This is a genomic window from Olleya sp. NP1-10 (assembly GCF_055804415.1).
In genome coordinates this window covers 3,543,392-3,567,620 of record NZ_CM147840.1, presented here as the reverse complement: position 1 = coordinate 3,567,620, position 24,229 = coordinate 3,543,392, and the positions used below count along the sequence as shown (strand labels likewise).

At 30.8% G+C, this 24,229-nt stretch carries 30 protein-coding genes, 1 tRNA gene and 1 pseudogene; 14 read left to right on the top strand and 18 right to left on the bottom strand.

Annotated elements, in window-relative coordinates; all coding sequences use genetic code 11:
• Positions 1-46 precede the first annotated feature (46 nt).
• The 6 genes from AC0L4B_RS16885 to AC0L4B_RS16860 are packed head-to-tail and all read left to right on the top strand — an operon-like array spanning position 47 to position 5,133.
• The gene (locus tag AC0L4B_RS16885) at positions 47-265 is read left to right on the top strand and encodes a hypothetical protein (protein WP_028607764.1); all 219 of its coding nucleotides are present in this window, start codon (positions 47-49) and stop codon (positions 263-265) included.
• Positions 266-273: 8 nt separating this feature from the next.
• Positions 274-555: a riboflavin synthase subunit beta gene (locus AC0L4B_RS16880; protein WP_473437936.1), complete on the top strand. Its 282-nt coding sequence runs from the start codon at positions 274-276 to the stop codon at positions 553-555.
• A gap of 3 nt (positions 556-558) precedes the next feature.
• Positions 559-2,415 carry a DNA mismatch repair endonuclease MutL gene (mutL, locus tag AC0L4B_RS16875; protein ID WP_473437935.1) on the top strand — a complete coding sequence of 619 codons (1,857 nt, stop codon included), beginning with the start codon at positions 559-561 and terminating at the stop codon, positions 2,413-2,415.
• A gap of 3 nt (positions 2,416-2,418) precedes the next feature.
• The gene (locus AC0L4B_RS16870; RefSeq protein WP_473437934.1) at positions 2,419-3,246 is read left to right on the top strand and encodes a rhomboid family intramembrane serine protease; all 828 of its coding nucleotides are present in this window, start codon (positions 2,419-2,421) and stop codon (positions 3,244-3,246) included.
• Position 3,247: 1 nt separating this feature from the next.
• Positions 3,248-4,108: a rhomboid family intramembrane serine protease gene (locus tag AC0L4B_RS16865; RefSeq protein ID WP_473437933.1), complete on the top strand. Its 861-nt coding sequence runs from the start codon at positions 3,248-3,250 to the stop codon at positions 4,106-4,108.
• 8 nt (positions 4,109-4,116) lie between these two features.
• Positions 4,117-5,133: an endonuclease/exonuclease/phosphatase family protein gene (locus AC0L4B_RS16860; protein ID WP_473437932.1), complete on the top strand. Its 1,017-nt coding sequence runs from the start codon at positions 4,117-4,119 to the stop codon at positions 5,131-5,133.
• Here the strand turns inward: AC0L4B_RS16860 and AC0L4B_RS16855 are convergent, their stop codons facing one another.
• From AC0L4B_RS16855 to udk, 14 genes and pseudogenes are all read right to left on the bottom strand, one after another.
• The gene (locus AC0L4B_RS16855) at positions 5,134-5,448 is read right to left on the bottom strand and encodes a DUF6122 family protein (protein WP_473437931.1); all 315 of its coding nucleotides are present in this window, start codon (positions 5,446-5,448) and stop codon (positions 5,134-5,136) included.
• Entirely contained in the window at positions 5,441-6,070 is a 630-nt protein-coding gene (locus AC0L4B_RS16850; RefSeq protein ID WP_473437930.1) for a WbqC family protein, read from the bottom strand. Before AC0L4B_RS16850 ends, AC0L4B_RS16855 begins: the two co-directional genes overlap by 8 nt.
• Before the next feature lie 53 nt (positions 6,071-6,123).
• Positions 6,124-7,818 (bottom strand): signal peptidase I, encoded by a 1,695-nt coding sequence (gene lepB, locus AC0L4B_RS16845; protein WP_473437929.1) that lies wholly within the window; start codon positions 7,816-7,818, stop codon positions 6,124-6,126.
• Between the two features lie 63 nt (positions 7,819-7,881).
• Positions 7,882-8,583, bottom strand: a complete 702-nt coding sequence (gene dapB / locus AC0L4B_RS16840; RefSeq protein WP_473437928.1) for a 4-hydroxy-tetrahydrodipicolinate reductase — start codon at positions 8,581-8,583, stop codon at positions 7,882-7,884.
• 45 nt (positions 8,584-8,628) lie between these two features.
• The gene (locus AC0L4B_RS16835; RefSeq protein WP_473439462.1) at positions 8,629-9,033 is read right to left on the bottom strand and encodes a DUF5683 domain-containing protein; all 405 of its coding nucleotides are present in this window, start codon (positions 9,031-9,033) and stop codon (positions 8,629-8,631) included.
• A 221-nt stretch (positions 9,034-9,254) separates the two neighbouring features.
• Positions 9,255-10,163, bottom strand: a complete 909-nt coding sequence (locus AC0L4B_RS16830; RefSeq protein WP_473437927.1) for a ParB/RepB/Spo0J family partition protein — start codon at positions 10,161-10,163, stop codon at positions 9,255-9,257.
• A gap of 3 nt (positions 10,164-10,166) precedes the next feature.
• A pseudogene (locus tag AC0L4B_RS16825) lies at positions 10,167-10,930 on the bottom strand (ParA family protein).
• Positions 10,931-11,178: 248 nt separating this feature from the next.
• Positions 11,179-13,299, bottom strand: a complete 2,121-nt coding sequence (gene scpA, locus AC0L4B_RS16820) for a methylmalonyl-CoA mutase (protein ID WP_473437926.1) — start codon at positions 13,297-13,299, stop codon at positions 11,179-11,181.
• On the bottom strand, positions 13,299-13,649 hold the full coding sequence (locus AC0L4B_RS16815) for a hypothetical protein (protein WP_473437925.1): 351 nt from the start codon (positions 13,647-13,649) through the stop codon (positions 13,299-13,301). Before AC0L4B_RS16815 ends, scpA begins: the two co-directional genes overlap by 1 nt.
• Positions 13,636-13,908, bottom strand: coding sequence for a hypothetical protein (locus AC0L4B_RS16810; protein WP_473437924.1), 273 nt, complete (start codon positions 13,906-13,908; stop codon positions 13,636-13,638). Before AC0L4B_RS16810 ends, AC0L4B_RS16815 begins: the two co-directional genes overlap by 14 nt.
• Positions 13,909-13,938: 30 nt before the next feature.
• Complete coding sequence (locus AC0L4B_RS16805; RefSeq protein ID WP_473437923.1) at positions 13,939-14,634, bottom strand: hypothetical protein; 696 nt, start codon at positions 14,632-14,634, stop codon at positions 13,939-13,941.
• A gap of 13 nt (positions 14,635-14,647) precedes the next feature.
• A complete protein-coding gene (locus AC0L4B_RS16800; protein ID WP_473437922.1) occupies positions 14,648-15,970 on the bottom strand; it encodes a methylmalonyl-CoA mutase subunit beta in 1,323 nt (440 codons plus the stop codon).
• Positions 15,963-16,262 carry an FtsB family cell division protein gene (locus tag AC0L4B_RS16795; protein ID WP_473437921.1) on the bottom strand — a complete coding sequence of 100 codons (300 nt, stop codon included), beginning with the start codon at positions 16,260-16,262 and terminating at the stop codon, positions 15,963-15,965. The genes AC0L4B_RS16800 and AC0L4B_RS16795 overlap by 8 nt, the downstream gene beginning before the upstream one ends.
• Before the next feature lie 5 nt (positions 16,263-16,267).
• Entirely contained in the window at positions 16,268-16,876 is a 609-nt protein-coding gene (gene udk, locus AC0L4B_RS16790) for a uridine kinase (RefSeq protein ID WP_028607778.1), read from the bottom strand.
• A 223-nt stretch (positions 16,877-17,099) separates the two neighbouring features.
• On the opposite strand from udk, the gene AC0L4B_RS16785 reads away from it, so the two are divergent.
• Positions 17,100-17,174, top strand: a tRNA-Pro gene (locus AC0L4B_RS16785).
• A gap of 40 nt (positions 17,175-17,214) precedes the next feature.
• On the opposite strand, the gene AC0L4B_RS16780 is transcribed toward AC0L4B_RS16785, so the two are convergent.
• Both AC0L4B_RS16780 and AC0L4B_RS16775 read right to left on the bottom strand, forming a co-directional pair.
• Positions 17,215-17,367 carry a hypothetical protein gene (locus AC0L4B_RS16780; protein WP_473437920.1) on the bottom strand — a complete coding sequence of 51 codons (153 nt, stop codon included), beginning with the start codon at positions 17,365-17,367 and terminating at the stop codon, positions 17,215-17,217.
• Positions 17,368-17,373: 6 nt separating this feature from the next.
• Positions 17,374-18,738: an NAD-dependent succinate-semialdehyde dehydrogenase gene (locus AC0L4B_RS16775; RefSeq protein ID WP_473437919.1), complete on the bottom strand. Its 1,365-nt coding sequence runs from the start codon at positions 18,736-18,738 to the stop codon at positions 17,374-17,376.
• A gap of 191 nt (positions 18,739-18,929) precedes the next feature.
• On the opposite strand from AC0L4B_RS16775, the gene AC0L4B_RS16770 reads away from it, so the two are divergent.
• The 6 genes from AC0L4B_RS16770 to AC0L4B_RS16745 all read left to right on the top strand — a co-directional run bounded on the left by AC0L4B_RS16770 (position 18,930) and on the right by AC0L4B_RS16745 (position 21,639).
• Positions 18,930-19,256, top strand: coding sequence for a YtxH domain-containing protein (locus AC0L4B_RS16770; protein WP_028290493.1), 327 nt, complete (start codon positions 18,930-18,932; stop codon positions 19,254-19,256).
• Between the two features lies 1 nt (position 19,257).
• Positions 19,258-19,638 carry a hypothetical protein gene (locus tag AC0L4B_RS16765; RefSeq protein WP_473437918.1) on the top strand — a complete coding sequence of 127 codons (381 nt, stop codon included), beginning with the start codon at positions 19,258-19,260 and terminating at the stop codon, positions 19,636-19,638.
• Positions 19,607-19,807: a hypothetical protein gene (locus AC0L4B_RS16760; protein ID WP_028290491.1), complete on the top strand. Its 201-nt coding sequence runs from the start codon at positions 19,607-19,609 to the stop codon at positions 19,805-19,807. The genes AC0L4B_RS16765 and AC0L4B_RS16760 overlap by 32 nt, the downstream gene beginning before the upstream one ends.
• A gap of 20 nt (positions 19,808-19,827) precedes the next feature.
• On the top strand, positions 19,828-20,184 hold the full coding sequence (locus tag AC0L4B_RS16755) for a hemerythrin domain-containing protein (RefSeq protein WP_473437917.1): 357 nt from the start codon (positions 19,828-19,830) through the stop codon (positions 20,182-20,184).
• An 87-nt stretch (positions 20,185-20,271) separates the two neighbouring features.
• The gene (locus tag AC0L4B_RS16750) at positions 20,272-21,348 is read left to right on the top strand and encodes a DNA topoisomerase IB (protein ID WP_473437916.1); all 1,077 of its coding nucleotides are present in this window, start codon (positions 20,272-20,274) and stop codon (positions 21,346-21,348) included.
• 132 nt (positions 21,349-21,480) lie between these two features.
• A complete protein-coding gene (locus AC0L4B_RS16745) occupies positions 21,481-21,639 on the top strand; it encodes a DUF1328 domain-containing protein (RefSeq protein WP_473437915.1) in 159 nt (52 codons plus the stop codon).
• Between the two features lie 2 nt (positions 21,640-21,641).
• Here AC0L4B_RS16745 and AC0L4B_RS16740 read toward each other — a convergent pair whose 3' ends face one another.
• Positions 21,642-22,052 (bottom strand): arsenate reductase family protein, encoded by a 411-nt coding sequence (locus AC0L4B_RS16740; RefSeq protein ID WP_473437914.1) that lies wholly within the window; start codon positions 22,050-22,052, stop codon positions 21,642-21,644.
• A 176-nt stretch (positions 22,053-22,228) separates the two neighbouring features.
• Here AC0L4B_RS16740 and trxB point away from each other — a divergent pair, with 176 nt between their 5' ends.
• Positions 22,229-23,212, top strand: a complete 984-nt coding sequence (trxB, locus tag AC0L4B_RS16735; protein ID WP_473437913.1) for a thioredoxin-disulfide reductase — start codon at positions 22,229-22,231, stop codon at positions 23,210-23,212.
• 69 nt (positions 23,213-23,281) lie between these two features.
• Here trxB and AC0L4B_RS16730 read toward each other — a convergent pair whose 3' ends face one another.
• Entirely contained in the window at positions 23,282-24,106 is an 825-nt protein-coding gene (locus tag AC0L4B_RS16730; RefSeq protein ID WP_473437912.1) for a GIN domain-containing protein, read from the bottom strand.
• Positions 24,107-24,229: the final 123 nt, after the last annotated feature.

The following is a 24,229-nucleotide window of genomic DNA, read 5'->3' as shown; positions in this document are numbered from 1 at the left end:
TATTTTCAGTATTTTTGAGTAGTATTCACTTAAAAACTACTTAGACTTGTTTGGTCAAAAACAAAATAAAAAATTTAACTATCAGTCTCGTTTTTCAAAAGACGAAAACTCAGCAGCTAAACTTAAACAAAGTTTAAATACAAGTTGGACTGAAACTAGACGAACAGCTTCAAAATCAAAAAAAGGAAACACATTGTTTCTACTTATTGGTGTGTTAGCTGTTTTGCTGATTGTAATGGTGTACTTAAACACCAAAATTAAATAGATAACGCTATGGGATTACTATCTAAACGTAAAAATAAAAAGTTTAATTACTCGCCTAGATTTTATAAAGGTGAAGGTAATCCGTATGAAATCAAACATAAGTTTGATGAACATAGAACAACAGTTGGTGAAAATCCAAATCTTAAACAAAAATTTAATAATGCTTTTGATGAGTTTAAAAATAGCCCAGATAAAGCAGCCAATAGACGTATACTGATAATCGTAGCTGTATTAATATTTTTATTTTTACTAATCATCGGTTTTGATTTATCTATATTCTTCTCTAATTAAAGTATGGCAGATATTATTCAATTATTACCAGATCATGTAGCTAATCAAATTGCTGCAGGTGAAGTAGTGCAACGACCAGCTTCGGTTGTAAAAGAGTTACTTGAAAATGCAATTGATGCAAATTCAGACTCCATTAAATTAATTATTAAAGACGCAGGAAAAACCCTAATTCAAGTTATTGATAACGGAAAGGGGATGAGTGCAACTGATGCAAGACTTAGTTTTGAGCGTCATGCAACTTCAAAAATAAAATCTGCTGACGATTTATTTCAACTTAATACAAAAGGGTTTAGAGGTGAAGCTTTAGCAAGTATTGCTGCAATTGCACATGTAGAGCTAAAAACGAAACAAGACCAAGAAGAGCTTGGTACAACTATAGTTATAGAAGGTAGTGAAGTTAAAACCCAAGACGTTATTGTTACACCAAAAGGGACGTCATTGTCAGTCAAACACTTGTTTTTTAATATTCCTGCTAGACGTAATTTTTTAAAATCTAATACAGTTGAACTTAGGCATATTATTGACGAATTCCATCGTGTTGCATTAGCTCATCCATCCATTGCATTTTCAATGTTTAGCAATGGTAACGAGACTTTTAACCTTCCTCAAAGTAATTACAGACAACGTATTGTAAATATTTTTGGAAATAAAACAAACGAAAAATTAGTACCTGTAGAAGAAACCACAGAAGTATTAACCATATCTGGATTTGTTGGTAAACCTGAGTTTGCTAAAAAGTCTAGAAACGAGCAATTCTTTTTTGTTAATAACCGTTTTATTAAAAGCGCGTATTTAAATCACGCAATTAATTCTGCTTTTGAAGGTTTGCTAAAAGATGGAGCACAACCAAGTTATTATTTAAACTTAACGGTTAATCCGCAAACTATAGATATTAATATTCATCCAACAAAAACCGAAATTAAATTTGATGATGAGCATACGTTGTATGCTATTTTAAGATCCGCTGTAAAACATAGTTTAGGACAATTTAATATTGCACCTGTTTTGGATTTTGATCGTGATGCTAATTTGGATACACCTTATAGCTACGAGCAAAAAGGTATGCCAAGTGTAGAGGTAGACCAAAGCTTTAATCCATTTAAGGATGACACACCAGTATCTAAACCTACAGCAATTGCTAGTCCTAGTTTTAAAAAAGATACAGGAGCAAGTTGGGAGAGTTTATATGTTGGTTTAGAGTCTAAAGGCACTAAAACGACTAAAGATTTTGATGAAATTACTTTTGAAAGTCAACCTGAAAATGAAAGTATTTTTAAAAATGAAAATGAAGTCGAAACTAAGCAAACTACGTACCAATTAAATAATAAATTTATAATAAGTACCATTAAATCTGGTATGTTGGTTATAGATCAGCATCGCGCACATCAACGTGTTTTATATGAAGATTTTTTGCGACATATTACTATAAAAGAAGGCGTAAGCCAACAATTACTGTTTCCGTTAGAATTGCATTTTTCCAGTCAAGAAATAGCCTTAATTAATCAATTAAAAGAAGATTTAGAATCTACAGGGTTTGTATTTCAATCCATAAAAGATGATACCATTTTAATTTCAGGTGTACCAGTAAATGTACCAGAAAGCGAAGTCTCTATAATCTTAGAACAGCTAATTAGTGATGTTGAAAACGAAGTGCCTGACAGTAATTTTTCGGCAACAGATTTATTAGCTAAATCTATGGCAAAAAGTTTAGCCATAAAAACAGGTCAAACGTTAACCAATCCAGAGCAAGAGCATTTGGTAAACCGATTGTTTGGTTGTAAAGAACCTAACGTGTCACCTACTAATAAAACCACATTTATAACAATGACTGTGGATGAGTTAGATAAAAAATTTATGTAAGTTATGATTAAAATAACAGATACAGTCAAGCACCTAATTATCATAAATGTACTAATGTTTATTGGAACAATGACTGTTGGTGATGGACGTTTGTTTTACGATTTATTTGCAATGCATTTTCCTGCAAGTGACGCCTTTAAGCCTTGGCAAGTGATTACTCACATGTTTATGCATGGTGGTTTTACACACTTGTTATTTAATATGTTTGCTTTATGGATGTTTGGAAGCCCAGTAGAGCAACGTTTAGGTCGAAATAAATTTTTATTCTTATATTTTTCAGCTGGATTAGGAGCAGTCTTGTTTCAGTTATCTGGATATTATTGGGATTATTTTCCAGCTTTAAAAAGCTTACTAGAATCAGGGTTAAGTAGTTCTGCTATTAATGATATTATAAATTTTAATATTTTAGATGGTCAGCAATATACAGGTCAGTTATTACAAGAACAATTAGCAACGTATATGGCAGATCATAACATCAGTAGTAATGTTATTAATCAATCTGTATTTCAGTCTTTATTTGAAACTAATGTACTTATAAATAATAGTACAATGGTTGGTGCGTCAGGATGTATTATGGGTGTTTTAGCTGCTTTTGGTATGATGAATCCAAATGCTGAGCTAATGATGATATTTTTACCAATCCCGATAAAAGCTAAATATTTTATACCAGGAATTATACTTTTAGATGTTATCTCCGCGTTTACAGGACAGTCGTTTTTTAGTCCAAGTAATACTGCTTATTTAGCTCACGTAGGAGGAGCGATTATTGGCTTTTTTATAATGTGGTATTGGCGTAAAACACAATTTAATAAAAACCGTTGGGATAGGTAATATGAATCAAATTCAGCAATTAAAATATAAATATGCTAGACTAAATGTCCTAGAAAAAATTATAGCAATTAACGCTGTAGTGTTTTTATTTGCTTTATTGTTAAGGCGTTTGGTTCCTGAATTATTTGTTTGGCTGCGTCTACCTAGTGATTTTATTGGCTTTTTATATAAACCATGGACAATCATCAGCTACGGGTTTCTTCATTTTGATCCGTTACACTTGATATTTAATATGTTATGGCTTTACTTTTTAGGTAGAATCATGCTTAATTTATTTAGTCCTAAAATGGCACTTAATATCTATTTTATGGGTATTATATCAGGAGGTTTGGCTTTTTTATTGGGTTATAACTTGCTACCAAAATTATTTTTGCAACCAGCATATTTAATTGGTGCATCTGCAGGAGTAAGAGCTATTTTAATATTTTTGTGTACTTATATGCCTAATAAGGAGTTAAGGTTTTTTACCTTTAATTTAAAATTATGGTGGATAGGAGCAGTGTTAATTGGATTTGATATTATTAATATATTTAGTGGTCAAAATGCTGGTGGAAATTTAGCCCATTTAGGAGGTGCTTTATTAGGTTTTATCTATGCTAAACAGCTAGTAAAAGGCCATGATATTGGTACTGGTTTTTCGCGTTTTATGGATTGGATTTCTGGTGTTTTTAAAAGTCGTCCTACTACCAATTTAAAAACTGTACATAAACAAAAAGGGAAAGTTGCTGGTTATAAAAAAGAAGAGTTTAACCAATTTAATAATCAGAAAAAAGTAGATACTATATTAGACAAAATAGGCAAAAGTGGTTATGATAGTTTGTCTAAAGAAGAAAAAGCGTTTTTATTTAAAGCAGGTAAATAATTAATAATATGAAGAATTTAAATTTTTTCGAGAAAGTCGTGTTCTTCATAAATTCTATTGTTGCTTTTTTATTGCTGTTATCTTATGTTTTGCCTAATATTCCGCCAAAAACATTTGCAGTATTATCTGTTTTAAGCTTAGGAGTTCCTTTTTTAATATTACTTAACGTTTTGTTTTTTGTGTATTGGTTGCTTAAAATAAAAAAGCAATTGCTATTGTCTTTAGTAGTTATAGCAGTTGGTTATTTTTTGTTTGGATCGTTGTACAAATTCTCTAACTGGGAAGAAAATGATGCAGATAGTTTATCTATAATGAATTATAATGTGCGTTTATTTAACCTTTACGATTGGATTGAAGATGATGCTATAGATACAAAACTTGTAGATTTTGTAAAGAATGAAAATCCTGATGTTTTATGTATTCAAGAATATCATGAGCAGGACGGTGTTGATTTTTCGTTTTACAAATACAAATACAAAAAACTGGATGACAAAACTAAAAAAATAGGACAAGCTATATTCTCTCACTATCCAATTGTTAATTCTGGCTCTGTTCAGTTTCCTAAAACAGCTAATAATGCTATTTTTGCAGATATTGTTAAAGGTAAAGATACTGTTAGAGTGTATAATTTGCATTTACAATCTTTAAGAATTGATCCTAGAGTACAAAGTTTAACGACTCAAAACTCTGAAGACCTGATAAACGGAATAGGAGAGACGTTTAAACTTCAGCAAAATCAAACAGAATTATTTTTAAAACATAAAAATCAAAGTCCTCATAAATCCATTATAAGTGGAGATTTTAACAATTCTGCATTTTCATACGTTTACAAAGCTATTAGAGGAGACATGAAGGATGCTTTTAAGCAACAAGGTAACGGTTTTGGACGTACATATAACTTTAAGTTTTTTCCGTTGCGTATAGATTTTATTTTAGTCGATAAATCTTGGAATGTCAACAGTTTTAAAACTTACGATGTACAATACTCTGATCACTTTCCTATTCTTACTAAAATTTCATTTTAATTAGTAAGACATTAAAAAACAGTCTGTAATGTCTGCAATAATATGAATTACTAATCCTAAACCAATTAACCTCGTGGCTTTAGGTAGTAATAAAATAATATATAATGCTATAGCGTAATAACTGTGTAAAGGATGAAAGTTTATGCTACATCTATCAGCTTGAAAAATTGGTGTAGCTAATAAGTGGTCCAAGTCTATTAAATATCCTGAAAGCATAATTAAATATGCTTTTTTCCAATTCGATTTAAAAAATAACAAAGCTACTAAAAGTGGTAGTAAAAAATGAATTCCGTAATGTATAAACGGTCTAATCATTATGTGTTATCATTTGGTTTTCAAGATAATTTAAAGCATTTGTACCTTCGTTAAATAATAAATCTAGGATACTTAAATTATTTAAGAAACCATGTTTGGGACTAAAAACTTGTGTGTAAGCTTCAAAATTAAAATTTTGTTGCTGTCTCGCCTTAGATAAGAATCTATAATCTATTGTGTTTGCATTGGTTTCCTTATTAAAGGTCGTTGTGAATTTTGGTGTTATATCCAACTGAAGACAATCACAGACTATTTCAAAACATTTAAGATTATGGTCAAAAATAAATTCTGATTTTAAATCAAAAAGAGGCTGTAATTCATCTTCATAAAATTCGAAAAAAGGTGACGTTCGGTAAGCAGACTCTAAGCTTTTCCAGTGTACAGTTTGCCAATTATCTACATCACTAATTTTAACATCTTTGTAAAGCTGACGTTGTTTGTGACTATGAATAATAGGTACACTTAATTGTAACTTACCGTTTGCTCCATATATATAGGTCCTATTTCTGTAGGACTGTTTCTGAAAATTATCATGTATTTCAAACGTCAGACTTTCAGCTTTAGCTATAGCAACAAATTGTGCTATACTTGGAAAATATGTTGGATGCAGTACTATATTCATTTTAAAATAGAGCACACTAAAATTAATATTAGTATACTAATGTCTTTTTATTATTAAGCCGCTTTTTTATTTTTCCTGAATTTTTTGTAACCAAAAAATAAAGCTAAGACTACCAAAAACGGAATAAAATATGATGTTAATTTACCATCACCACCAACAGTTGTAAATAATCTGTTCCAACGTATTTTATTTATTCCTTTTCCATTAGTATCATAACTCATCCATACAAAAACTGGTTTTCCAACAACATGATCAAACGGTACAAATCCCCACATTCTAGCATCTTGAGAGTTATGTCTATTGTCTCCCATCATCCAATAATAGTCTTGTTTAAATGTGTATGAAGTTGCAACTCTTCCGTTAATTAAGACTTGATTCCCTTTTACATTAACTGTATTGCCTTCATAGGCTGTTAATAAGCGTTTGTAAACTGGTAAGTTGTCTACATTAATATCAATAGATTTTCCTTCTTGTGGTATATAAATTGGTCCAAAATTATCTCTGTTCCAGGTATATCCAGGTGCATTTGGGAAAATGTTTTCAGTTGTACTATTAGATAAATCCTTAGTAACGCTTTTAACGTCAGGATCACTTTTCATTATAGTAGCCAAATCTTCTGTAAGATTAACGTGTAGTAAACTTTCAGCAATATCTAGTTTAAGTAAATTGAAAGATTCTTGATCAATATTAGCTGTAAAATTAACTTGTAAAGAGTCTTGTTTTGTAATCTCTACTGCAATTTTTTTAACTTTTAAGTAATTCTGAAATTGAGGTCTATTAAAATTAGCGGTTTCAGTTTTAAAAACGTATTGGTCGTATTTTTCTGTAATGTTATATTTTTGGTAGATTGATTCTGGAGAAACACCGTTTAATACTACTTTATAAAAAAACTGTAGTTTAGCTCTATCTGGTAATTGGTTTTTAGTTCCATTAATATAAACATAACCATCTTTAATAGATAGGTTGTCACCAGGTAATCCAACACAACGTTTTACATAATTGGTTTTTTTGTCAATTGGTTTGTGTCTTACTTCTCCATAAGGATTATTTATGTCTACTAAGGTATCTACAGGCCAGTTAAAGACAACAATATCATTACGTTTTATACTTTGAAAAGCAGGAAATCTAAATTTTGGTAATTGTGGAAATTTAAGATAAGATGGCGTAGTACTTCCAGGTATTGCATCATGTATCATTGGTAAAGCTACTGTCGTTTGAGGCGCTCTGGCTCCATAATGTATTTTACTTACCAATAAAAAATCACCTACTAATAGTGTTTTTTCAAGTGATGATGTAGGTATAACAAAGGGCTGAATAAAATAAGTATGCACTATAGTCGCTGCAACAATTGCAAATAATATCGAGCTTACCCAATCACCAACTTCTGTTCTAGGTTGTAAATCTCTGTCTTTTATATGGTTGATATCCTTAGCGACATAGTTTAAATAAAAACTATAAAAACCAAAAGTAAAAATAGCTAAAAAGGTATCTATAGCAGAATTTTTGCCATAGCTTCTTGCAATTTCAACCCAAATTACTGGAAATAAAATTAGATTAACAATTGGTAAAAATAATAGAATTGTCCACCACCAAGGTCTGTTAATAATTTTCATTAAAATTACAGAATTATAAACAGGAATAAATGCTTCCCAAGCTTGTCTGCCAGCTTTAATGTATAGTTTCCAAGTGGCTAAACCATGTAAAACCTGAATAACTAGAAAAAATATAATCCACTGCGTAACGTCCATATTGGTAAAAATTATTGTCTTTTGGTTAATCTATTAATGCAAATGTTGTTAAAATTAATAAAGTTACCCAATATTTAACACATCTTTCATAGTAAAAACACCAGTTTTATCTGCAATCCACTCTGCAGCTATAACAGCACCAAGCGCAAAACCTTGCCTGTTGTGTGCTTCGTGTTCAATTTTTATAGTATCAATTGGACTAGTGTAACTTATAGTATGCGTTCCTGGGACTTCAGGGATACGTTTAGCAACTATAGGTATATTGTCATTATTAGCTTTATCTAATTCCCAACCTTTGTAAGCTTCATTATTTTTAATGATACCTTCTGCTAAAGTTATAGCTGTACCACTAGGAGCATCTAATTTTTGAGTATGATGTATTTCTTCAATATCTAATTTGTAATCCTTTAATTTGGACATCATTTTTGCTAAAGTTTCATTTAGTTCAAAAAATATATTTACTCCTAAACTAAAATTAGAAGCATAAATAAAAGCTCCTTTTTGTTTTTCGCAAAGCGAAACCACATCGTTATATTGATCTAACCATCCTGTAGTACCAGATATAACAGGTACTTGATTGTTGATACAGTTACTAATGTTTCCAAATGCAGCAGAAGGGACACTAAAATCAATAGCTACATCGGCATCAGTTATAGTGTAATTATCTGTTTTTGAAGTTTTAATTACTATGGTATGACCACGTTGTAATGCTATGGCTTCAATTGCTTTTCCCATTTTACCGTAGCCTAGTAAAGCTATTTTCATAAGATGATAGTGTTTTAGTTTTCAGAGTTGTTGAAAACTATAGTTTTAAAATTGAAAATTTAAAGTTAATCCTACACGACCTACATTATCAATTTCTTCGATTTGATAGTGTGGTTTTAAACTTAAATCGTCGTTAATATTATATTGTAGTAAATGCGCATCAACATTGGCATCAATTATATTTAAAGCATACATACCTATGGTGACTAAAAGTGATAATTCTTTATTTCTACGATAGTTTTTTTGAGCTTCTTGTAAACCTTCATCAGTTATTCTATCTTGGAACTCGTCATCAGAAAAACCAGCTAAACGTCTTTTATAAGCATCTCTAACACGTTTGTATTGGTTGTTATTGTCTATATAAAAATATATACCTGTACCTAATGCAGCATAGACAATAGGTATTTTCCAATATTTACCATTGTAAGCTTGGCCTAAACCTGGTAAAATAGCAGAATAGAAAGCAGCTTTTGAAGGCGCTAAAGGATCGTAGGCTTTAGTTTTTTTAATAACTGTACTATCTATAATTACAGGTTTGTCTCTTTTTTTGTTTTAAAGATTTAGGTAGCTTTTTTGATGATTTAGAACTGTCTGTTGTTTTGACAGCATCATCTGTTTGAGCAAAACCAATTGCACAAAATAAACAGAATATAATACAGAATAGATATGGCTTATTTACCACCTTCGACTAGCTTTTTAATACGATTAAAATCTTCTTCAGAATGAAAAGGAATCGTAATTTTACCTTTACCATTATTAGATACTTTAACGTCTATTTTATGACCAAAGTATTCAGAAAATGTGCTAATCCCTTTTTTAACAAAAACTGGTAATTGTTCCTTTTCTTTTTTAACAGGAATTTTGACTTCTTTAGTCGTATTGTAGTTGCGTACTAAAGCTTCAGTATCTCTAACAGAAAGTTTGTTAGCTAATATTTTTTCATAAATTTCTAACTGTATGTTTTGATCTTCAATATTAATTATAGCACGACCATGACCCATAGATAAAAATCCGTCACGCATTCCTGTTTGGATAATTGGATCTAATTTTAAAAGACGTAAATAGTTAGAAATGGTACTACGTTTTTTTCCAACACGCTCACTCATTTGGTCTTGAGTCAGTTCAATTTCGTCAATCAAACGTTGGTAAGATAAAGCAATTTCGATAGGGTCTAAATCTTGACGTTGGATATTTTCTACCAATGCCATAGTTAGACTTTCCTGATCATTAGCTATCCTGATATAAGCAGGTATGGTTTCTAACCCTATGGATTTAGATGCTCTAAAACGACGTTCTCCAGAAACTAGTTGGTACTTTTCAAATCCTAATTTTCTAACAGTAATAGGCTGTATAACACCTAACTCTCTAATAGAAGAGGCTAATTCACGTAAAGTTTCTTCGTTAAAGTTAGTACGTGGCTGAAATGGATTCATTTCAATAGCCTCTAAATCTAACTCGACTATATTTCCTATTACTTTATCTGCATTTTTATCTTTTGCAGTTTGAATATCATTTTCTGGATCTTTTAATAATGCTGAAAGTCCACGTCCTAAAGCCTGTTTTTTTGTTGCCTTCGCCATATTTTAGGAGTTTTTTGTAATAATTTCTTTTGCTAAACTTAAATAGTTACTAGCACCTTTACTTGACGCGTCATAGTTAATGATACTTTCTCCATAACTTGGGGCTTCACTTAACTTAACATTACGTTGAATGATCGTTGAAAACACCATGTCGTTAAAATGCTTTTGCACTTCTTCTACGACTTGATTAGATAAACGTAAACGAGAATCGTACATGGTAAGTAGTAACCCTTCAATATCTAATTCTGGATTATGTATTTTTTGAACACTTTTCACAGTGTTTAATAGTTTTCCTAAACCTTCTAATGCAAAATACTCACATTGTATTGGTATAATTACAGCGTCTGAGGCTGTTAAAGCATTAAGGGTAAGTAATCCTAAAGAAGGCGCACAGTCAATTAAGATATAATCGTACTGATTTTTGATGTCTTCTAATGCTTTTTTAAGCATGTATTCTCTTTGGTCTTTATCTACAAGTTCTATTTCAATAGCAACTAAGTCTATATGAGCAGGAATAAGATCAAGGTTAGGTGACTCTGTTTTTAATACAGCTTGTGCAGCCGAGTTTGTATGCTCTAATAATTGGTAGGTACCAATATCTACGCTTTCAACATCTATACCTAAACCAGATGTAGCATTAGCTTGTGGATCTGCATCAATAAGTAGGACTTTTTTTCTAAAACACCTAGAGATGCTGCTAAGTTTACTGAGGTTGTTGTTTTACCAACACCACCTTTTTGATTGGCAATTGCTATTATTTTACCCATTAATTCGATTTGGTTTTATTGAAATTTTAGCTTTTAACAAAAGCTAAAAGACCAGCGTAAAAATACAATTATTTATGACTAATAAAAACCTTAGTTGTTAACAATAGATAAAATGAGACAACCATGCTTTATAAACCTGATTATAAACCTCTATTTTAATAAAAGTTATGCTTAAAAAATAAAAACAAACTTATATTTTTATAAATTATATTTGAATTTGATTGTTTATGTAAGAATTTAATGAAGGATTAATCAATCAAAATCTCTAAAATTTTAATAGCAGCATCACTAATTTTTGTTCCAGGTCCAAAAACAGCAACAGCACCTGCATCAAATAAATATTGATAATCTTGTTTTGGTATCACTCCACCGACAATTACCATTATATCGTCACGACCGTATTTTTTTAGTTCTTCAATAACTTGCGGAACTAATGTTTTATGTCCAGCAGCAAGAGAAGATACACCAAGTATGTGTACATCATTTTCTACCGCTTGTTTTGCAGCTTCTTCTGGAGTTTGAAATAACGGTCCAATGTCTACATCAAAACCTACATCAGCATAGCCAGTAGCTACAACTTTTGCACCACGATCATGTCCATCTTGTCCCATTTTTGCAATCATTATACGTGGTCTTCTACCATCTTGATCTGCAAATTGATCTGCAAATGCTCTTGCTTTTGCAAAAGACTTATCATCTTTAATTTCTTTACTATACACGCCAGAAAATGATTTTATTTGTGCTTTGTAACGTCCAAATTCAGCTTCAAGAGCATCACTAATTTCACCTAAAGTAGCTCTTTCACGAGCAGCAATTACAGCTAAAGCTAATAAGTTTTCTTGACCTGTTTTAGCAGCTTTAGTTAAATTAGCTAAAGCATCATTGACTTTACTGGTATCTCTAGTCGCTTTTATCTTTTCTAAACCTTCAATTTGTTGTAATCGTACAGTTTGGTTGTCTACTTCAAGCGTTGCAATAGCATCCTCTTCATCCAAAACAAATTTATTAACACCAACAATTATATCTTGACCGGAATCTATACGTGCTTGTTTTCTAGCAGCAGCTTCTTCAATACGTAACTTTGGTATACCTGCTTCAATTGCTTTTGTCATACCACCTAAAGCTTCAACTTCTTCAATTAAAGACCAAGCTTTTTCAGTAATATCATGAGTAAGTTTTTCGACATAATAACTTCCTGCCCAAGGATCAACTGTTTTAGTAATATTAGTTTCTTCTTGTAAAAATATTTGTGTGTTACGTGCAATTCTAGCAGAAAAATCTGTAGGTAATGCTATGGCTTCGTCTAATGCATTGGTGTGTAAGCTTTGTGTGCCACCAAAAGCAGCAGCAGCAGCTTCAATGGTTGTTCTAGCTACATTATTAAAAGGATCTTGTTCGGTTAAACTCCATCCACTAGTTTGGCAATGTGTACGTAGCGCTAAACTTTTAGGGTTTTTAGGATTAAATTGACTTACTAATTTTGCCCAAAGCATTCTAGCAGATCGCATTTTTGCAATTTCCATAAAATGATTCATCCCTATTGCCCAGAAAAAGGATAATCTTGGTGCAAACGTGTCAATATCCATTCCTGCAGCTAGTCCTTTTCTAATATATTCCAGTCCATCAGCAAGTGTGTATGCTAGTTCAATATCACAAGTTGCTCCAGCTTCTTGCATATGATATCCAGAAATACTAATACTATTAAATTTAGGCATATTTTGACTAGTGTATTCAAAAATATCCGAAATAATTTTCATGGAAGGGGTAGGAGGATAGATGTAGGTATTACGTACCATAAACTCCTTTAAAATATCATTTTGAATAGTTCCTGCTAGTAATTCTGGTTTAACACCTTGCTCTTCGGCTGCAACAATATAAAAAGCCATAATAGGTAAAACAGCTCCATTCATGGTCATTGAAACAGACATTTTATCTAATGGAATTTGATCAAATAACACTTTCATGTCTTCAACAGAGTCTATCGCAACTCCTGCTTTACCAACATCTCCAACAACACGTGGATGATCAGAATCATATCCTCTATGAGTCGCTAAGTCAAAAGCTACTGATAGCCCTTTTTGACCAGCTTCAAGATTACGTCTGTAAAAGGCATTACTTTCTTCAGCAGTACTAAAACCTGCATATTGGCGTATAGTCCAAGGTCTTCTAACGTACATCGTGCTGTAAGGACCACGCAAATTAGGTGCTAGTCCAGCAACAAAATCTATATGATTGACTTGACTTAAATCGTCTTTAGAATATTCAGATTTAATACTAATGTCTTCTGCAGTTAAAAACGTATTGTTGTTTGTGTTTGACTTATTTGCGTCAGATTTTAGGGTTATATGTTGAAGGTCTTTTCTAGCCATTAGTTAATTATGGTTTTTTGAATGAACTTATTATAATCTCTGTTCAATAAAGAGCGAAAGGTTATTATAAAAGATTTATAATTAGAACTAACAGCGTATATCGTTGAATAGCTAGAAGGTTCTGTTTCAGAATCAATTTTAAATTTAACCATAAAAGCTTGTGTTTTATGGTTTCCTGAATACCCTGATTTTATCTTTGTACACGTACTGTTAGTTGTTTCAGCAGTTTCTTGACAATGCTGTGTTAATAATGCTGACATATAATTTGAGTCTTTTTTATTAAAAGGATAGTAGTCAATCATTTTTATAGAAACATCTGTTGTGTGATTTGCAGATCTAAAGAAGTACACGTTTTTTTGAATATTTTAAAATATTATAACGCAATATTTCAGATTCTCTAGCTATTGAATCTTCAATAGTATTAAGCATTCTTTTGTATTCAACTAAATTGTAATGCTGTAAAGTGTTAGGTAAATATATATCAATATTATCTTTTTTTAAGTTGAAATATTTACCAAATATATCTTGTTTGACAACAGTTTGTTTCTTTTTCTCTTCACAAGAAAAACAAATAAATAGAATTATTAATATTGAAACTTTTATTTTCAAACTGTGTTATGTTTAAGTAGAGTTGTTTTATTAGTTATGATTATGTCCTGTGTGGTCAATACTACTATTAATAGGTTCTTTAACTTTTAAAGGTGTTTTAACAGGCGTCTTATTAAAGTCTATTGGCTCTGGTTTTGGCGTGTTTGCTGTTAGATCAACTTTAGAAAAATCTATATCATGTAATTTAGAATAGTATAAATCTAAAGCAACAAAAGTTGCTAAATAGGCATCTCTTGAGTACGCAGTACTACTTCTTAATGGTGCTGCAAATAAGTCCGAACTCATACTGTTAACAGACAATAAAGATTGTATAGTTTGTTTTAAGTTTTTGTCGTTTAAATTGTCAATAATGCATGTTACTTCAGGACTACTGTAATTTAATTGTTTGCCATTCCATAAAGTTTTTTTCGATTTTAAAACATCAAACACAGCTTTTGTGTGAGGTGAAACAGTTTCTTCTAAAGCGGTTCTATTAGAAATGTAATTACTGATATATGCACGATAAGCGCGTAATTTGTTTTTTTGTTTTGGGTCGTATTTATTAATAATATCACTCTCAAAAGTATACAAAGCTTCTTTTAAAATAGCGTCATAACCTGTATTACAAGTTATGGTTTCTTTTTGGTCTGCGTATTTAAACTGTTCAAGCTTAGCTTCATTTGTATTACAACTTAAATTAAAAGCAATGATTAATAATAATGAAATTTTTAAAATACGTGTACTCATGGTTGTTTTGATTTTATTCGGTTTTTAAACGATTTTGTTCAAGGGTTTCGGCTAATCTTTTTTCTATAATAGGTTCGATTAAAGTTTGTCTTGGGTTCATTTTAACAAAAGGATACAATTCCAACTCATTTTGCATTTTATCGTTTTTATTAGGATGTTTGTTTGTTCCTAACAAAGTGATTTGTCCATTGTCAAATTGTTCTTGCTCTTTGGTAGCGCTTTCTTTTATTTTTTTCTGAATACTGCCTTCTTTTAACTGAGCGATAAAACCACCGTTAGCCTCAATCTCTTTAAAGAGAATTAAAGCTTTATCTGCTAATTGAGAGGTTAAAGTTTCGATGTAATAACTACCGTCAGAAGCATTATTGACAATATCAAAATAGCTTTCATTTTTTAAAATTAACAATTGGTTTCTGGCAATACGCTCGCCAAACTCATTGTCTTTATGGTAAATCGCATCGTATGGCAAGTTAAAAACGGTATTGGCACCACCTAAAATAGCACTCATACATTCCGTTGTAGTCCTAAGCATATTTGTATTGTAATCGTAAATAGTTTTATTACGTTTACTAGGAATAGCATTTATAACCAAATCTGCATCACAATTATACTCAGCTGTTAAAGTGTTATAAAGTGCACGAAAAGCACGAAGTTTTGCAATTTCAAAAAAGTAATTGGTACTAATAGCTACATTAAAAGTGACTTGTTGTATTGCTGAAATGTTAGCTTGGGCAACATTAAAATATTCGTTTAAATGTGATAAACCATACGCTAATTGTTGCGTTATATTTGCTCCAGCATTTTGATACGTATCCGTATTAATGGTAATGGTATTACCAATTATTAAGTTGTTATTGGTTGTGTTAAACCAGTTGCCTGATTTAGCAAAATGACCAATTGGGTCTATAATTAATATTGCTTTCGCAGAAATTTTAGCTAGTTGATCTATATATTCTTGGTCAAAAAACTGAAGTTCTATTTTAATATCAACAGTATTTAGGTCGATATTTAATAATGTTTTTTCAATTGAAATATAGCTATTTGGAATTACAAACTTTATTGTTTGTGCACCTCTACTTAAAGCATCAATAGCCTTTAGATTCGCAGCATTTTCATTCTGAACAAATATAATTTGACCAATCGTCCATTGTTGTGGTTTTATGGTTAATGTTTCAGTCATTTCATCTTGATGATAAAATGGTCTTACATCTATACCATGATTGGTGTTCCAAATTAAAGTATCGTTATAATCAGCACCTTTTAAATCTACATGTATTTTTTGTTTCCATGCTTTAGACGATACTTTTTCAAATGCGGAAAAAAGTGAATTATTCATTGTTATTAGTCTTTAAACTGTCAGCATACTCGATGATATAAATATCTTCGTTCTCTTTTTTCATGTAATATTTTTCTCTAGCAAAGGTTTCTAATCCCTCTTCACTAGTCAAACGTTTGATAGCTTTCTTATCCTTAATGATTTCTTTTTTGTAATATTCTTTTTCGTCTTCCAATTTGCTTTTTTCTTGGTTAACATCATTATGGTTTAGCAAAGAATTGGTGTCAAAAAATATCATCCATACACCAAAAATGATGAGGATAAGAATATATATGTTTTTGAACCATTTCATATTAATTACTGAAGTTTTTCGTTAATAATAGTTTTAACAATACCGACAGCAACCGTATTATACTTGTTGTTAGGTATAATAATATCAGCATACTCCATCATTGGTTGTATAAATTGCTGATGCATTGGTTTAAGGGTGTTTTGATAGCGCGTTAAAACCTCGTCAATATCTCTACCACGCTCAGTAATGTCGCGTTTAAGTCTTCTAATAAGTCGCTCATCACTATCCGCATGCACAAATATTTTAATATCAAACATTTCTCTTAACTCAGGATGTGTTAAAATTAAAATACCTTCAACAATCATTACCTTTCTAGGTTTTGTTCTGATGGTATCACCTGTTCTGTTGTGTTTTACAAACGAATATACAGGTTGTTCAATAGGTTGACCTTGTTTTAATTCTTTTAAATGTTGTTCTAATAATTCAAAATCTATTGACCTTGGGTGATCAAAGTTGATTTTAATACGCTCGTCATAAGTTAAATGACTTGTATCTTTATAATATGAATCTTGAGAAATAATACCAACTTCTCCTTCTGGCAACTGGGTTAAAATTTGATTAACAACCGTTGTTTTTCCGCAACCTGTTCCTCCTGCAATACCTATAATTAGCATAATATTTTATTAAATCTTTTAAAGTACAAATTTAATAAAATCTTTAGGATGTTTGTTATTGATATATATGTAAATGCAAATTAGTTTAATCTGATAATGTAGAAATTTTCTTGCTAGATTTATTTTTAAAAATAATTTAATAAAAACAGCATTAGTTTAAAGAAAAATTATATATTTGCACCTCCAAAAAAACAAATAGTTTTTGAGGAAAGATAATCAAATTCGGGGTGTAGCGTAGCCCGGTTATCGCGCCACGTTTGGGACGTGGAGGCCGCAGGTTCGAATCCTGCCACCCCGACTTTTAGAGCTTCAGTTTTTACTGAAGCTTTTTTTATATATTAAAACCACTTAAATATATAGCCTGATACGATTACAGCCACTACTAATATAGCTAGTACAGTGACTACAAACCCTCCTGTACGTTTTGTAGTTTTATCTTTTTGCAAAATGTAATCTTTTGTGTTTTCGTCTTTTTCTTTAATTAAACTCATAGTTTTTTATTTGTTAATATATACTGTTTTTGTGTTTACAAATTCTAAAATGCCTTCTTTAGATAATTCTCTACCGTAACCTGATGCTTTTGTACCACCAAAGGGTAATCTTGGGTCTGACTTAACCATTTCGTTTATAAAAAGTGCACCATCAGGAATTTGACTAATGTCTTGATAAATATTATCAATATCTTCGGTGAAGATCATGGTTCCTAGACCAAATCTTGAATTTTTGGCAAGATTTAAAGCTTCGGTTTTGTCTTTTGCTTTAATTATTGCTGCAACAGGACCGAATGTTTCTTCTTTAAATATAGGCATGTCGGTAGTTACTTCTGTAATGATTGTTGGTTGGTATTTTGCTTTGTCTCTTAAGTTACCATAATGAACTTTAGCTCCTAATTGTAATGATTTAGAGACTTGATCTTCTAGCTCTTTAGCTAAATCTTCTCTAGCCATTGAGGTACTGTAAGCATCAGAGTCCTTAGGGCTTGCTTGTTTTAAGTCTTTTACTTTATTAGTAAACTTTGTTAAGAATGTGTCATAAATATTTTTAGTTACAATAAATCTTTTTGCAGCAATACAGCTTTGACCATTATTTTGCATACGTGCATTTACCATTGTGTCTATATGTTTATCTAGATTAGCATCATCTAATACGATGCATGCATTATTTCCTCCTAACTCTAAGACTGTTTTTTTTAAGTTTTTTCCTGCTAAAGCAGCAATGCTTCGACCAGCTTTTTCGCTACCAGTTAATGTCACCGCTTTTATAGTATCGTTTTCTAATAAGCTGTCCATTTGATCATGCTGAATGATTAAGGTTTGAAAACAACCTTCAGGATAACCAGCATCAGTAAAAAGTTTTTGAATGGCTAAAGCTGTTCCGGTTACATTTGATGCATGTTTTAAAAGACCTACATTACCTGCGGTTAAAGTTGGAATAGCAAATCTGAAGACTTGCCAAAATGGATAATTCCAAGGCATTATGGCTAAAATTGCTCCTAGTGGATCGTAGCTAATGAAACTTTCTGAAGCTTCAGTTTCAATAATTTGATCTGCTAAAAAGTTTTCCGCATTAGCGATATAAAAATCACATAAAGTTGCGCATTTTTCGATTTCAGCTATACTTTGGGATATGGGTTTCCCCATTTCTTCAGTCATTAAATTAGCATACTCTTGTTTATTGTCTTCAAGTAAATTAGCTAAATTTTTTAAAAGTTTAACCCTGTGTGCTATTGGCTTGTTGCTCCATGCGTTAAACGTTTGATTAGCAGTTTCAAGTTTTGAGTTGACTTCAGAATCAGAATTAAAGTTGTAAGAATTTAATTTTTCGCCTGTATAAGGATTGTAGGTTTCAACTTGCTTTTTCATTTCTTTTTGTTTTTGTTAAAATTATGAATAATCAGTATTTTTAGCTTTGTTAATTTGGGTTTTAACATAGATTTATCAGTTTATTTAAAGTTTTATTAAGAATTATTTAATGTTAAAATTTTATCTTTGAGTAAGTTGCTTTGAGAGACCTCTTAGAGCAAAAATTATTAACCAAAAAAACAAAAAGAAAAATGAGCAAGAACACAAACACAGCGTTAGGATTATTATTAGGAGGAGCAATTGGTACAGCGGTTGGAATTTTATTTGCGCCAGATAAAGGAAGCAATACTAGAAAAAAACTGAAAGAAGATGCAGTTGCTACTAAGGATAAGTTAACCGATAGTGCTTTACATATGAAAGATCAAGTTACAAGTACTTTGACTTCTAAAAAACATACGTTAGATACTCAATTAGAATCCATAGTATCTGATGTAAGCTATAAAGCAGATGATGTTATTACAACTTTAGAGAATAAGTTGAAAGAATTAAAATTGAAGAACAAAAAACTTCAGAAATAAGATGACTGTATTTGAATCGATACAAGACTCGTCCAATCAAGCTATAGATAAAGGAGAGGAATATCTTAAAAAATCTCATGAATACTACAAATTAAAAGTTTTTGAGCAACTAACTACATCAGTAAGTTTAGTTTTAAAAGCACTTTTAATTGGTGGTTTAATTTTGATTGCTTTTGTTTTTATGGCAATAGCAGCTTCCATTGCTTTAGGTAATGCAATAGATAGTTATTCAGGCGGATTTTTAATAGTTGGTTTATTTTTTATTGTTTTTGCAATTGTCATATACGTTGCTAGAAAACACATAAATAATAAAGTCATCCAATCTATATCTAAAACTTTTTTGAATAACTATGGCACAATACAAAACACAAGAAGATATTGAAATTAATTTAAAGCGTTTACGTCTTGAAAAAGATATTGCTTGGGAAGAACTTAAAGGTATTAAAGGGGACTTTAAAGAAGCAGTCCAACTACCAAATTGGTTACAAACTGGATACAAAATGATTTCTAAGTTTAGTACCATGATGCTTTTAAAAAGAATTATTAAATAATTAACCACAAAACAACCACCATGACTATATTTGAATCTATTAGAAAAGATCACGATACACAACGTCATTTACTTGATAGACTTGTTAAAACAGAAGGCGATAGTGACCAAAGAGATGATATTTACAAATCGTTAAAAAACGAGTTAGAAATTCATGCTCAAGCTGAAGAGCGTCATTTTTATAAGCCATTAATTAGTAATGATATGATGCAAGAGAAAGCCAGACACGGTATTGCTGAACATCATGAAATTGATGAATTGATTAGTCACTTAGATGAAACCGATTACAGCTCGTCTGCATGGTTAAAGATAGCTAAAGATCTTAAAGAAAAAGTTGAGCATCATTTGGAAGATGAGGAGCACGTTTTTTTCAATTAGCAGGAAAAGTTTTTAATGAAAATGAAAAAGAAAGCTTAGCAAAACAGTATAGTGATTTCATGGTGAATAACCTTTAATTTTAACAAATTGAAGGCTTTAACAAAACAAATTTACAATCAAATTCTTTTACAACCAGAACAGGTTATAGAAGAATTTGATTTGGTTTATACCAATCCGTCTCATCTAAAAATTATTAGAGAAAGACAGGATGAAAATTTTATTTTTAAATTGAAAAATAAAATTATTAAAGAAAAAACGGAACTAAGCAGAATAAATAACTTAGTTATACCTCCAGCTTGGAATAACGTTAAGATTTCTGAATTAAAAAATGGTCATCTTCAAGTTGTTGGAAGAGATGCTAAAAAACGTAAACAATACCGCTACCATCCTAAATGGAATAAAATAAGGAATCAAACTAAATTTTATAAAATGTATTTGTTTGGTCAACAGCTACCAAACATTCGTGCTCAAGTTGATTTGGATTTAGATCAAAACACTTGGACTAAAACTAAAGTGTTAGCTTTAATTGTAAGATTAATGGAAGAAACACATATAAGAGTTGGTAATACTCAGTATGCAAAGCGAAATGAAACTTATGGCTTAACTACACTTAGAAGTAAGCATGTTAATACTTATAAGGATAGAATTTTATTTGAATTTACAGGAAAGAAAGGGAAGAAGTATAAAATTTCATTAAGGAATAAGAAATTAATACGTTTAGTTAATAAATGTGAAGACATACCTGGTTGGGAATTGTTTCAGTATTATGATGAATTTGGAGAAAAGCACAAGGTAGATAGTGCTATGTTAAATGATTATTTAAAAACTTTAAGCGGAACTTTATTTACAGCAAAAGACTTTAGGACTTGGGCAGCAAGTATTATTTGCTTTGAAACCCTAAAATCTATTGGTTATGTTTCCAATATAAAACAGAATAGTAAAAATATAATTCAAGCTATAGACATTGCAGCACAGCAATTAGGTAATAGTCGCAATGTGTGTAAAAAATATTATATACATCCAGCTGTTATTAGTAGTTATCAAGATGGTACAATTGTTAATTACTTTAAGCAGGAAGCATTAGTCAGTAAAACAGTAAATTTCACCAAAATGGAACATGTGATGATGCTGTTACTTAAATCTTATCAGCCTAAGTTTGATTAAGTTTTTTCTTAATAACGTCTTAATAATCTAATATTAGTGTTAAGTGCAGTTAAAGTCTTTGTAAATGCATGTTAAACACTGTTATACAGTTTGTTTTAGGTTTTATATTTGTAAAACTAAATACAATTAAACATGCGTTGGACTATTTTTTTTATAACATTTGCATTTATATCTGCTGTGTTGGGATTTGGACATATTGCAGGTAATTTAGCTATTATAGCTAAGTTATCTTTCTTTATTTTTATAGCCTTATTTTTAGCAAGATTATATAAAACGATAAACGAATATTAAATTTATATGTGTTTTTTATCGTCAATAGCGTTCGAGCTTCCTTCTAAATAATGTCTAGCTTCAGAGGGATTTTCAATCTTATAATACTTATCACCAACAACTAATATTGAAAAAGCAACGACTTGAGGACTTTTTTGTATGACTTTAATCCAATCTTCATTACTTAAATCACTATTAGAATTATAATTATTTGTGTAATCTGGATGCTGTTTGTTTACCAAATCAGCAACAGATATATTTAACTTATCACAAATTTCAATCCATTGTGTATCTGCAACTTTTGTTTTAGAAAAATCTATAGTTAAAACCTTTTTTAAGCTGTCAGTAACATAAGCTAAGGTTTGTTTGTCTAAGTTGCTGTTAGAGTTGTAATAAAAGGTTGTTTTGTTGATATTGGTGGCTATAATTCCCATGATTTAGATTTGTTTGTATTTAAGGTATAAGTTATACTATTTGAATTATAATTTTCTTAAAAAAATCAAAAATTGCAGTATAAGTACTGTTTATGATTAAATAATAACTTTTAATAATTGTAGTGTAAGTTTTCTTTTAAAAATTCTACTTTTGTAATAGATAAAATGATAAAATTATGTCAGACACAATAGAAAGAGTAAAATGCTTAATAATAGGTTCTGGTCCTGCTGGTTATACAGCAGCAATCTATGCAGCTAGAGCTAATATGAGTCCTGTTTTATATCAAGGCGCTCAACCAGGAGGACAATTAACAACAACCAATGAGGTTGAAAATTTCCCTGGATATCCTGACGGAATTACTGGTCCTGAAATGATGATGGAACTTCAAAAACAAGCAGAACGTTTTGAGGCTGATATTAGAAATGGTTGGATTACTAAAGTAGATTTTTCTGGAGATGTACATAAAGTGTGGGTCAATGACGAGAAAGAAATACACTGTGATACTGTAATTATTTCTACAGGAGCTAGTGCTAAATATTTAGGACTTGATTCTGAGCAAAAATATTTAAAACTTGGTGGAGGAGTATCTGCTTGTGCAGTATGTGATGGATTTTTCTATCGTAACCAAGAAGTAGTGATTGTTGGAGCAGGAGATAGTGCTTGTGAAGAGGCGCATTACCTATCAAAATTATGTTCTAAAGTTACAATGTTGGTACGTCGTGACGAGTTTAGAGCTTCAAAAATTATGGCAGAACGTGTTAAAAACACTGAAAATATTGAGATATTATTCAATACTGAAACAGAAGAGGTTATTGGTGATGGTCAAGTTGTAACTGGTGTTCAGGTTAAAAACAATCAAACTAACGATCAACATTTAATACCAGCTACTGGATTTTTTGTTGCTATTGGACACAAGCCTAATACAGACATTTTTAAAGGCTTTATAGATTTAGATGAAACAGGGTACATAATCAATGCTAAACCAGGAACTTCAAAAACTAATGTTGATGGTGTTTTTGTAAGTGGTGATGCTGCAGACCATGTTTATAGACAAGCTATTACAGCTGCTGGAACAGGATGTATGGCTGCTTTAGATGCAGAGCGTTACTTAGCAGCTAAAGACGCTAACTTTGAAGTAAGTACTTCAAATTATAACTAAAGTTTTTAAAACTTAGACACAAAAAAACCGAAGCTAAATGCTTCGGTTTTTTTATTGGTATAATTATAATTATTTCTTTTTTAAGATCGCATTATCTTCAAAAGATTCAATTATTATTTTTGGACTTCCAAATGTTTCAATAATCGAAGATCCTGAAGCATTAATAACTAATTCTGAAGTTGTTTGGACGCTTACTTCTGCTCTGTTTGCAGTTGTTAGATTAGTGTTTTTAGCTGTTAGATTTTCTCCTGTAAAATCTGAAGAGTTATCTATGTTAAGTATTAGGTTTTTAGTGTCACCTTCAATTTTAGCATTTGCACTTTCTAGCATGTCTACAACAATTTTTGATGCATTTATTAAAGCTTCCACTTTACTACTTCCGTTTAACTCTAAAGTTGCAGATTGTGCAGTTATATTTAATTCAGCTTTAGCTTTATCATTATTGATTAGTTTAAATAAATCAGTTTCAATAGTTAAATAAGCTTCAGAGCTAGATGTGGTTGTTAAGGTTAAGTCTTTAAATTTTAAACTTGTTTTAGATAGGATTTCAGCATCTTCGTTTAGCTCGATAGTATTTAAAAAGTCATTATAATATATAGTTATATCTAATCTTTTTTCTTGAAGTCTAGCAGTAGTTTTAAGGCTTAAAGTACTGTCTTGAGATACAATTTTGATGTATTCGTGTAGGTTTTCATCTGTAGTGATTTCTATTTTAGTAGAATCTGATTTAACTAAGTTAACTTCAAATTCTTCGTTTAAAACCAAACGTTTAAAACTATGCAAAGGGGTTGCAACCTTGGTTAGTACACGACTACCTTTTACTTTTTCCTTTTTTTGAGCAAAAGCTGTAATAGTTATGAATGTAAAAATTAGTGTAAGTAAGCGTTTTGTCATTTATCTGTAAATTTATTTGTGTACAAATATAATCAAAAACCATCCCAAACTTTTTGTTAAGGAAAAAGTGAGATGGTTTTTTTGGTTGGTTTTTTAAATGTGTGTCATAAAAATATAGACACT

Coding starts and splice junctions, on each gene's coding strand:
- AC0L4B_RS16730 (WP_473437912.1), bottom strand. CDS start 24,106: ATGACAAAACGCTTACTTACACTAATTTTTACATTCATAACTATTACA.
- AC0L4B_RS16775 (WP_473437919.1), bottom strand. CDS start 18,738: ATGAAAAAGCAAGTTGAAACCTACAATCCTTATACAGGCGAAAAATTA.
- AC0L4B_RS16760 (WP_028290491.1), top strand. CDS start 19,607: ATGGCACAATACAAAACACAAGAAGATATTGAAATTAATTTAAAGCGT.
- AC0L4B_RS16765 (WP_473437918.1), top strand. CDS start 19,258: ATGACTGTATTTGAATCGATACAAGACTCGTCCAATCAAGCTATAGAT.
- AC0L4B_RS16880 (WP_473437936.1), top strand. CDS start 274: ATGGGATTACTATCTAAACGTAAAAATAAAAAGTTTAATTACTCGCCT.
- AC0L4B_RS16830 (WP_473437927.1), bottom strand. CDS start 10,163: ATGGCGAAGGCAACAAAAAAACAGGCTTTAGGACGTGGACTTTCAGCA.
- AC0L4B_RS16850 (WP_473437930.1), bottom strand. CDS start 6,070: ATGAATATAGTACTGCATCCAACATATTTTCCAAGTATAGCACAATTT.
- AC0L4B_RS16860 (WP_473437932.1), top strand. CDS start 4,117: ATGAAGAATTTAAATTTTTTCGAGAAAGTCGTGTTCTTCATAAATTCT.
- mutL (WP_473437935.1), top strand. CDS start 559: ATGGCAGATATTATTCAATTATTACCAGATCATGTAGCTAATCAAATT.
- dapB (WP_473437928.1), bottom strand. CDS start 8,583: ATGAAAATAGCTTTACTAGGCTACGGTAAAATGGGAAAAGCAATTGAA.
- AC0L4B_RS16800 (WP_473437922.1), bottom strand. CDS start 15,970: ATGAATAATTCACTTTTTTCCGCATTTGAAAAAGTATCGTCTAAAGCA.
- lepB (WP_473437929.1), bottom strand. CDS start 7,818: ATGGACGTTACGCAGTGGATTATATTTTTTCTAGTTATTCAGGTTTTA.
- AC0L4B_RS16865 (WP_473437933.1), top strand. CDS start 3,248: ATGAATCAAATTCAGCAATTAAAATATAAATATGCTAGACTAAATGTC.
- AC0L4B_RS16770 (WP_028290493.1), top strand. CDS start 18,930: ATGAGCAAGAACACAAACACAGCGTTAGGATTATTATTAGGAGGAGCA.
- AC0L4B_RS16780 (WP_473437920.1), bottom strand. CDS start 17,367: ATGAGTTTAATTAAAGAAAAAGACGAAAACACAAAAGATTACATTTTG.
- scpA (WP_473437926.1), bottom strand. CDS start 13,299: ATGGCTAGAAAAGACCTTCAACATATAACCCTAAAATCTGACGCAAAT.
- AC0L4B_RS16870 (WP_473437934.1), top strand. CDS start 2,419: ATGATTAAAATAACAGATACAGTCAAGCACCTAATTATCATAAATGTA.
- AC0L4B_RS16805 (WP_473437923.1), bottom strand. CDS start 14,634: ATGAGTACACGTATTTTAAAAATTTCATTATTATTAATCATTGCTTTT.
- AC0L4B_RS16795 (WP_473437921.1), bottom strand. CDS start 16,262: ATGAAATGGTTCAAAAACATATATATTCTTATCCTCATCATTTTTGGT.
- AC0L4B_RS16755 (WP_473437917.1), top strand. CDS start 19,828: ATGACTATATTTGAATCTATTAGAAAAGATCACGATACACAACGTCAT.
- AC0L4B_RS16740 (WP_473437914.1), bottom strand. CDS start 22,052: ATGGGAATTATAGCCACCAATATCAACAAAACAACCTTTTATTACAAC.
- AC0L4B_RS16745 (WP_473437915.1), top strand. CDS start 21,481: ATGCGTTGGACTATTTTTTTTATAACATTTGCATTTATATCTGCTGTG.
- AC0L4B_RS16855 (WP_473437931.1), bottom strand. CDS start 5,448: ATGATTAGACCGTTTATACATTACGGAATTCATTTTTTACTACCACTT.
- trxB (WP_473437913.1), top strand. CDS start 22,229: ATGTCAGACACAATAGAAAGAGTAAAATGCTTAATAATAGGTTCTGGT.
- udk (WP_028607778.1), bottom strand. CDS start 16,876: ATGCTAATTATAGGTATTGCAGGAGGAACAGGTTGCGGAAAAACAACG.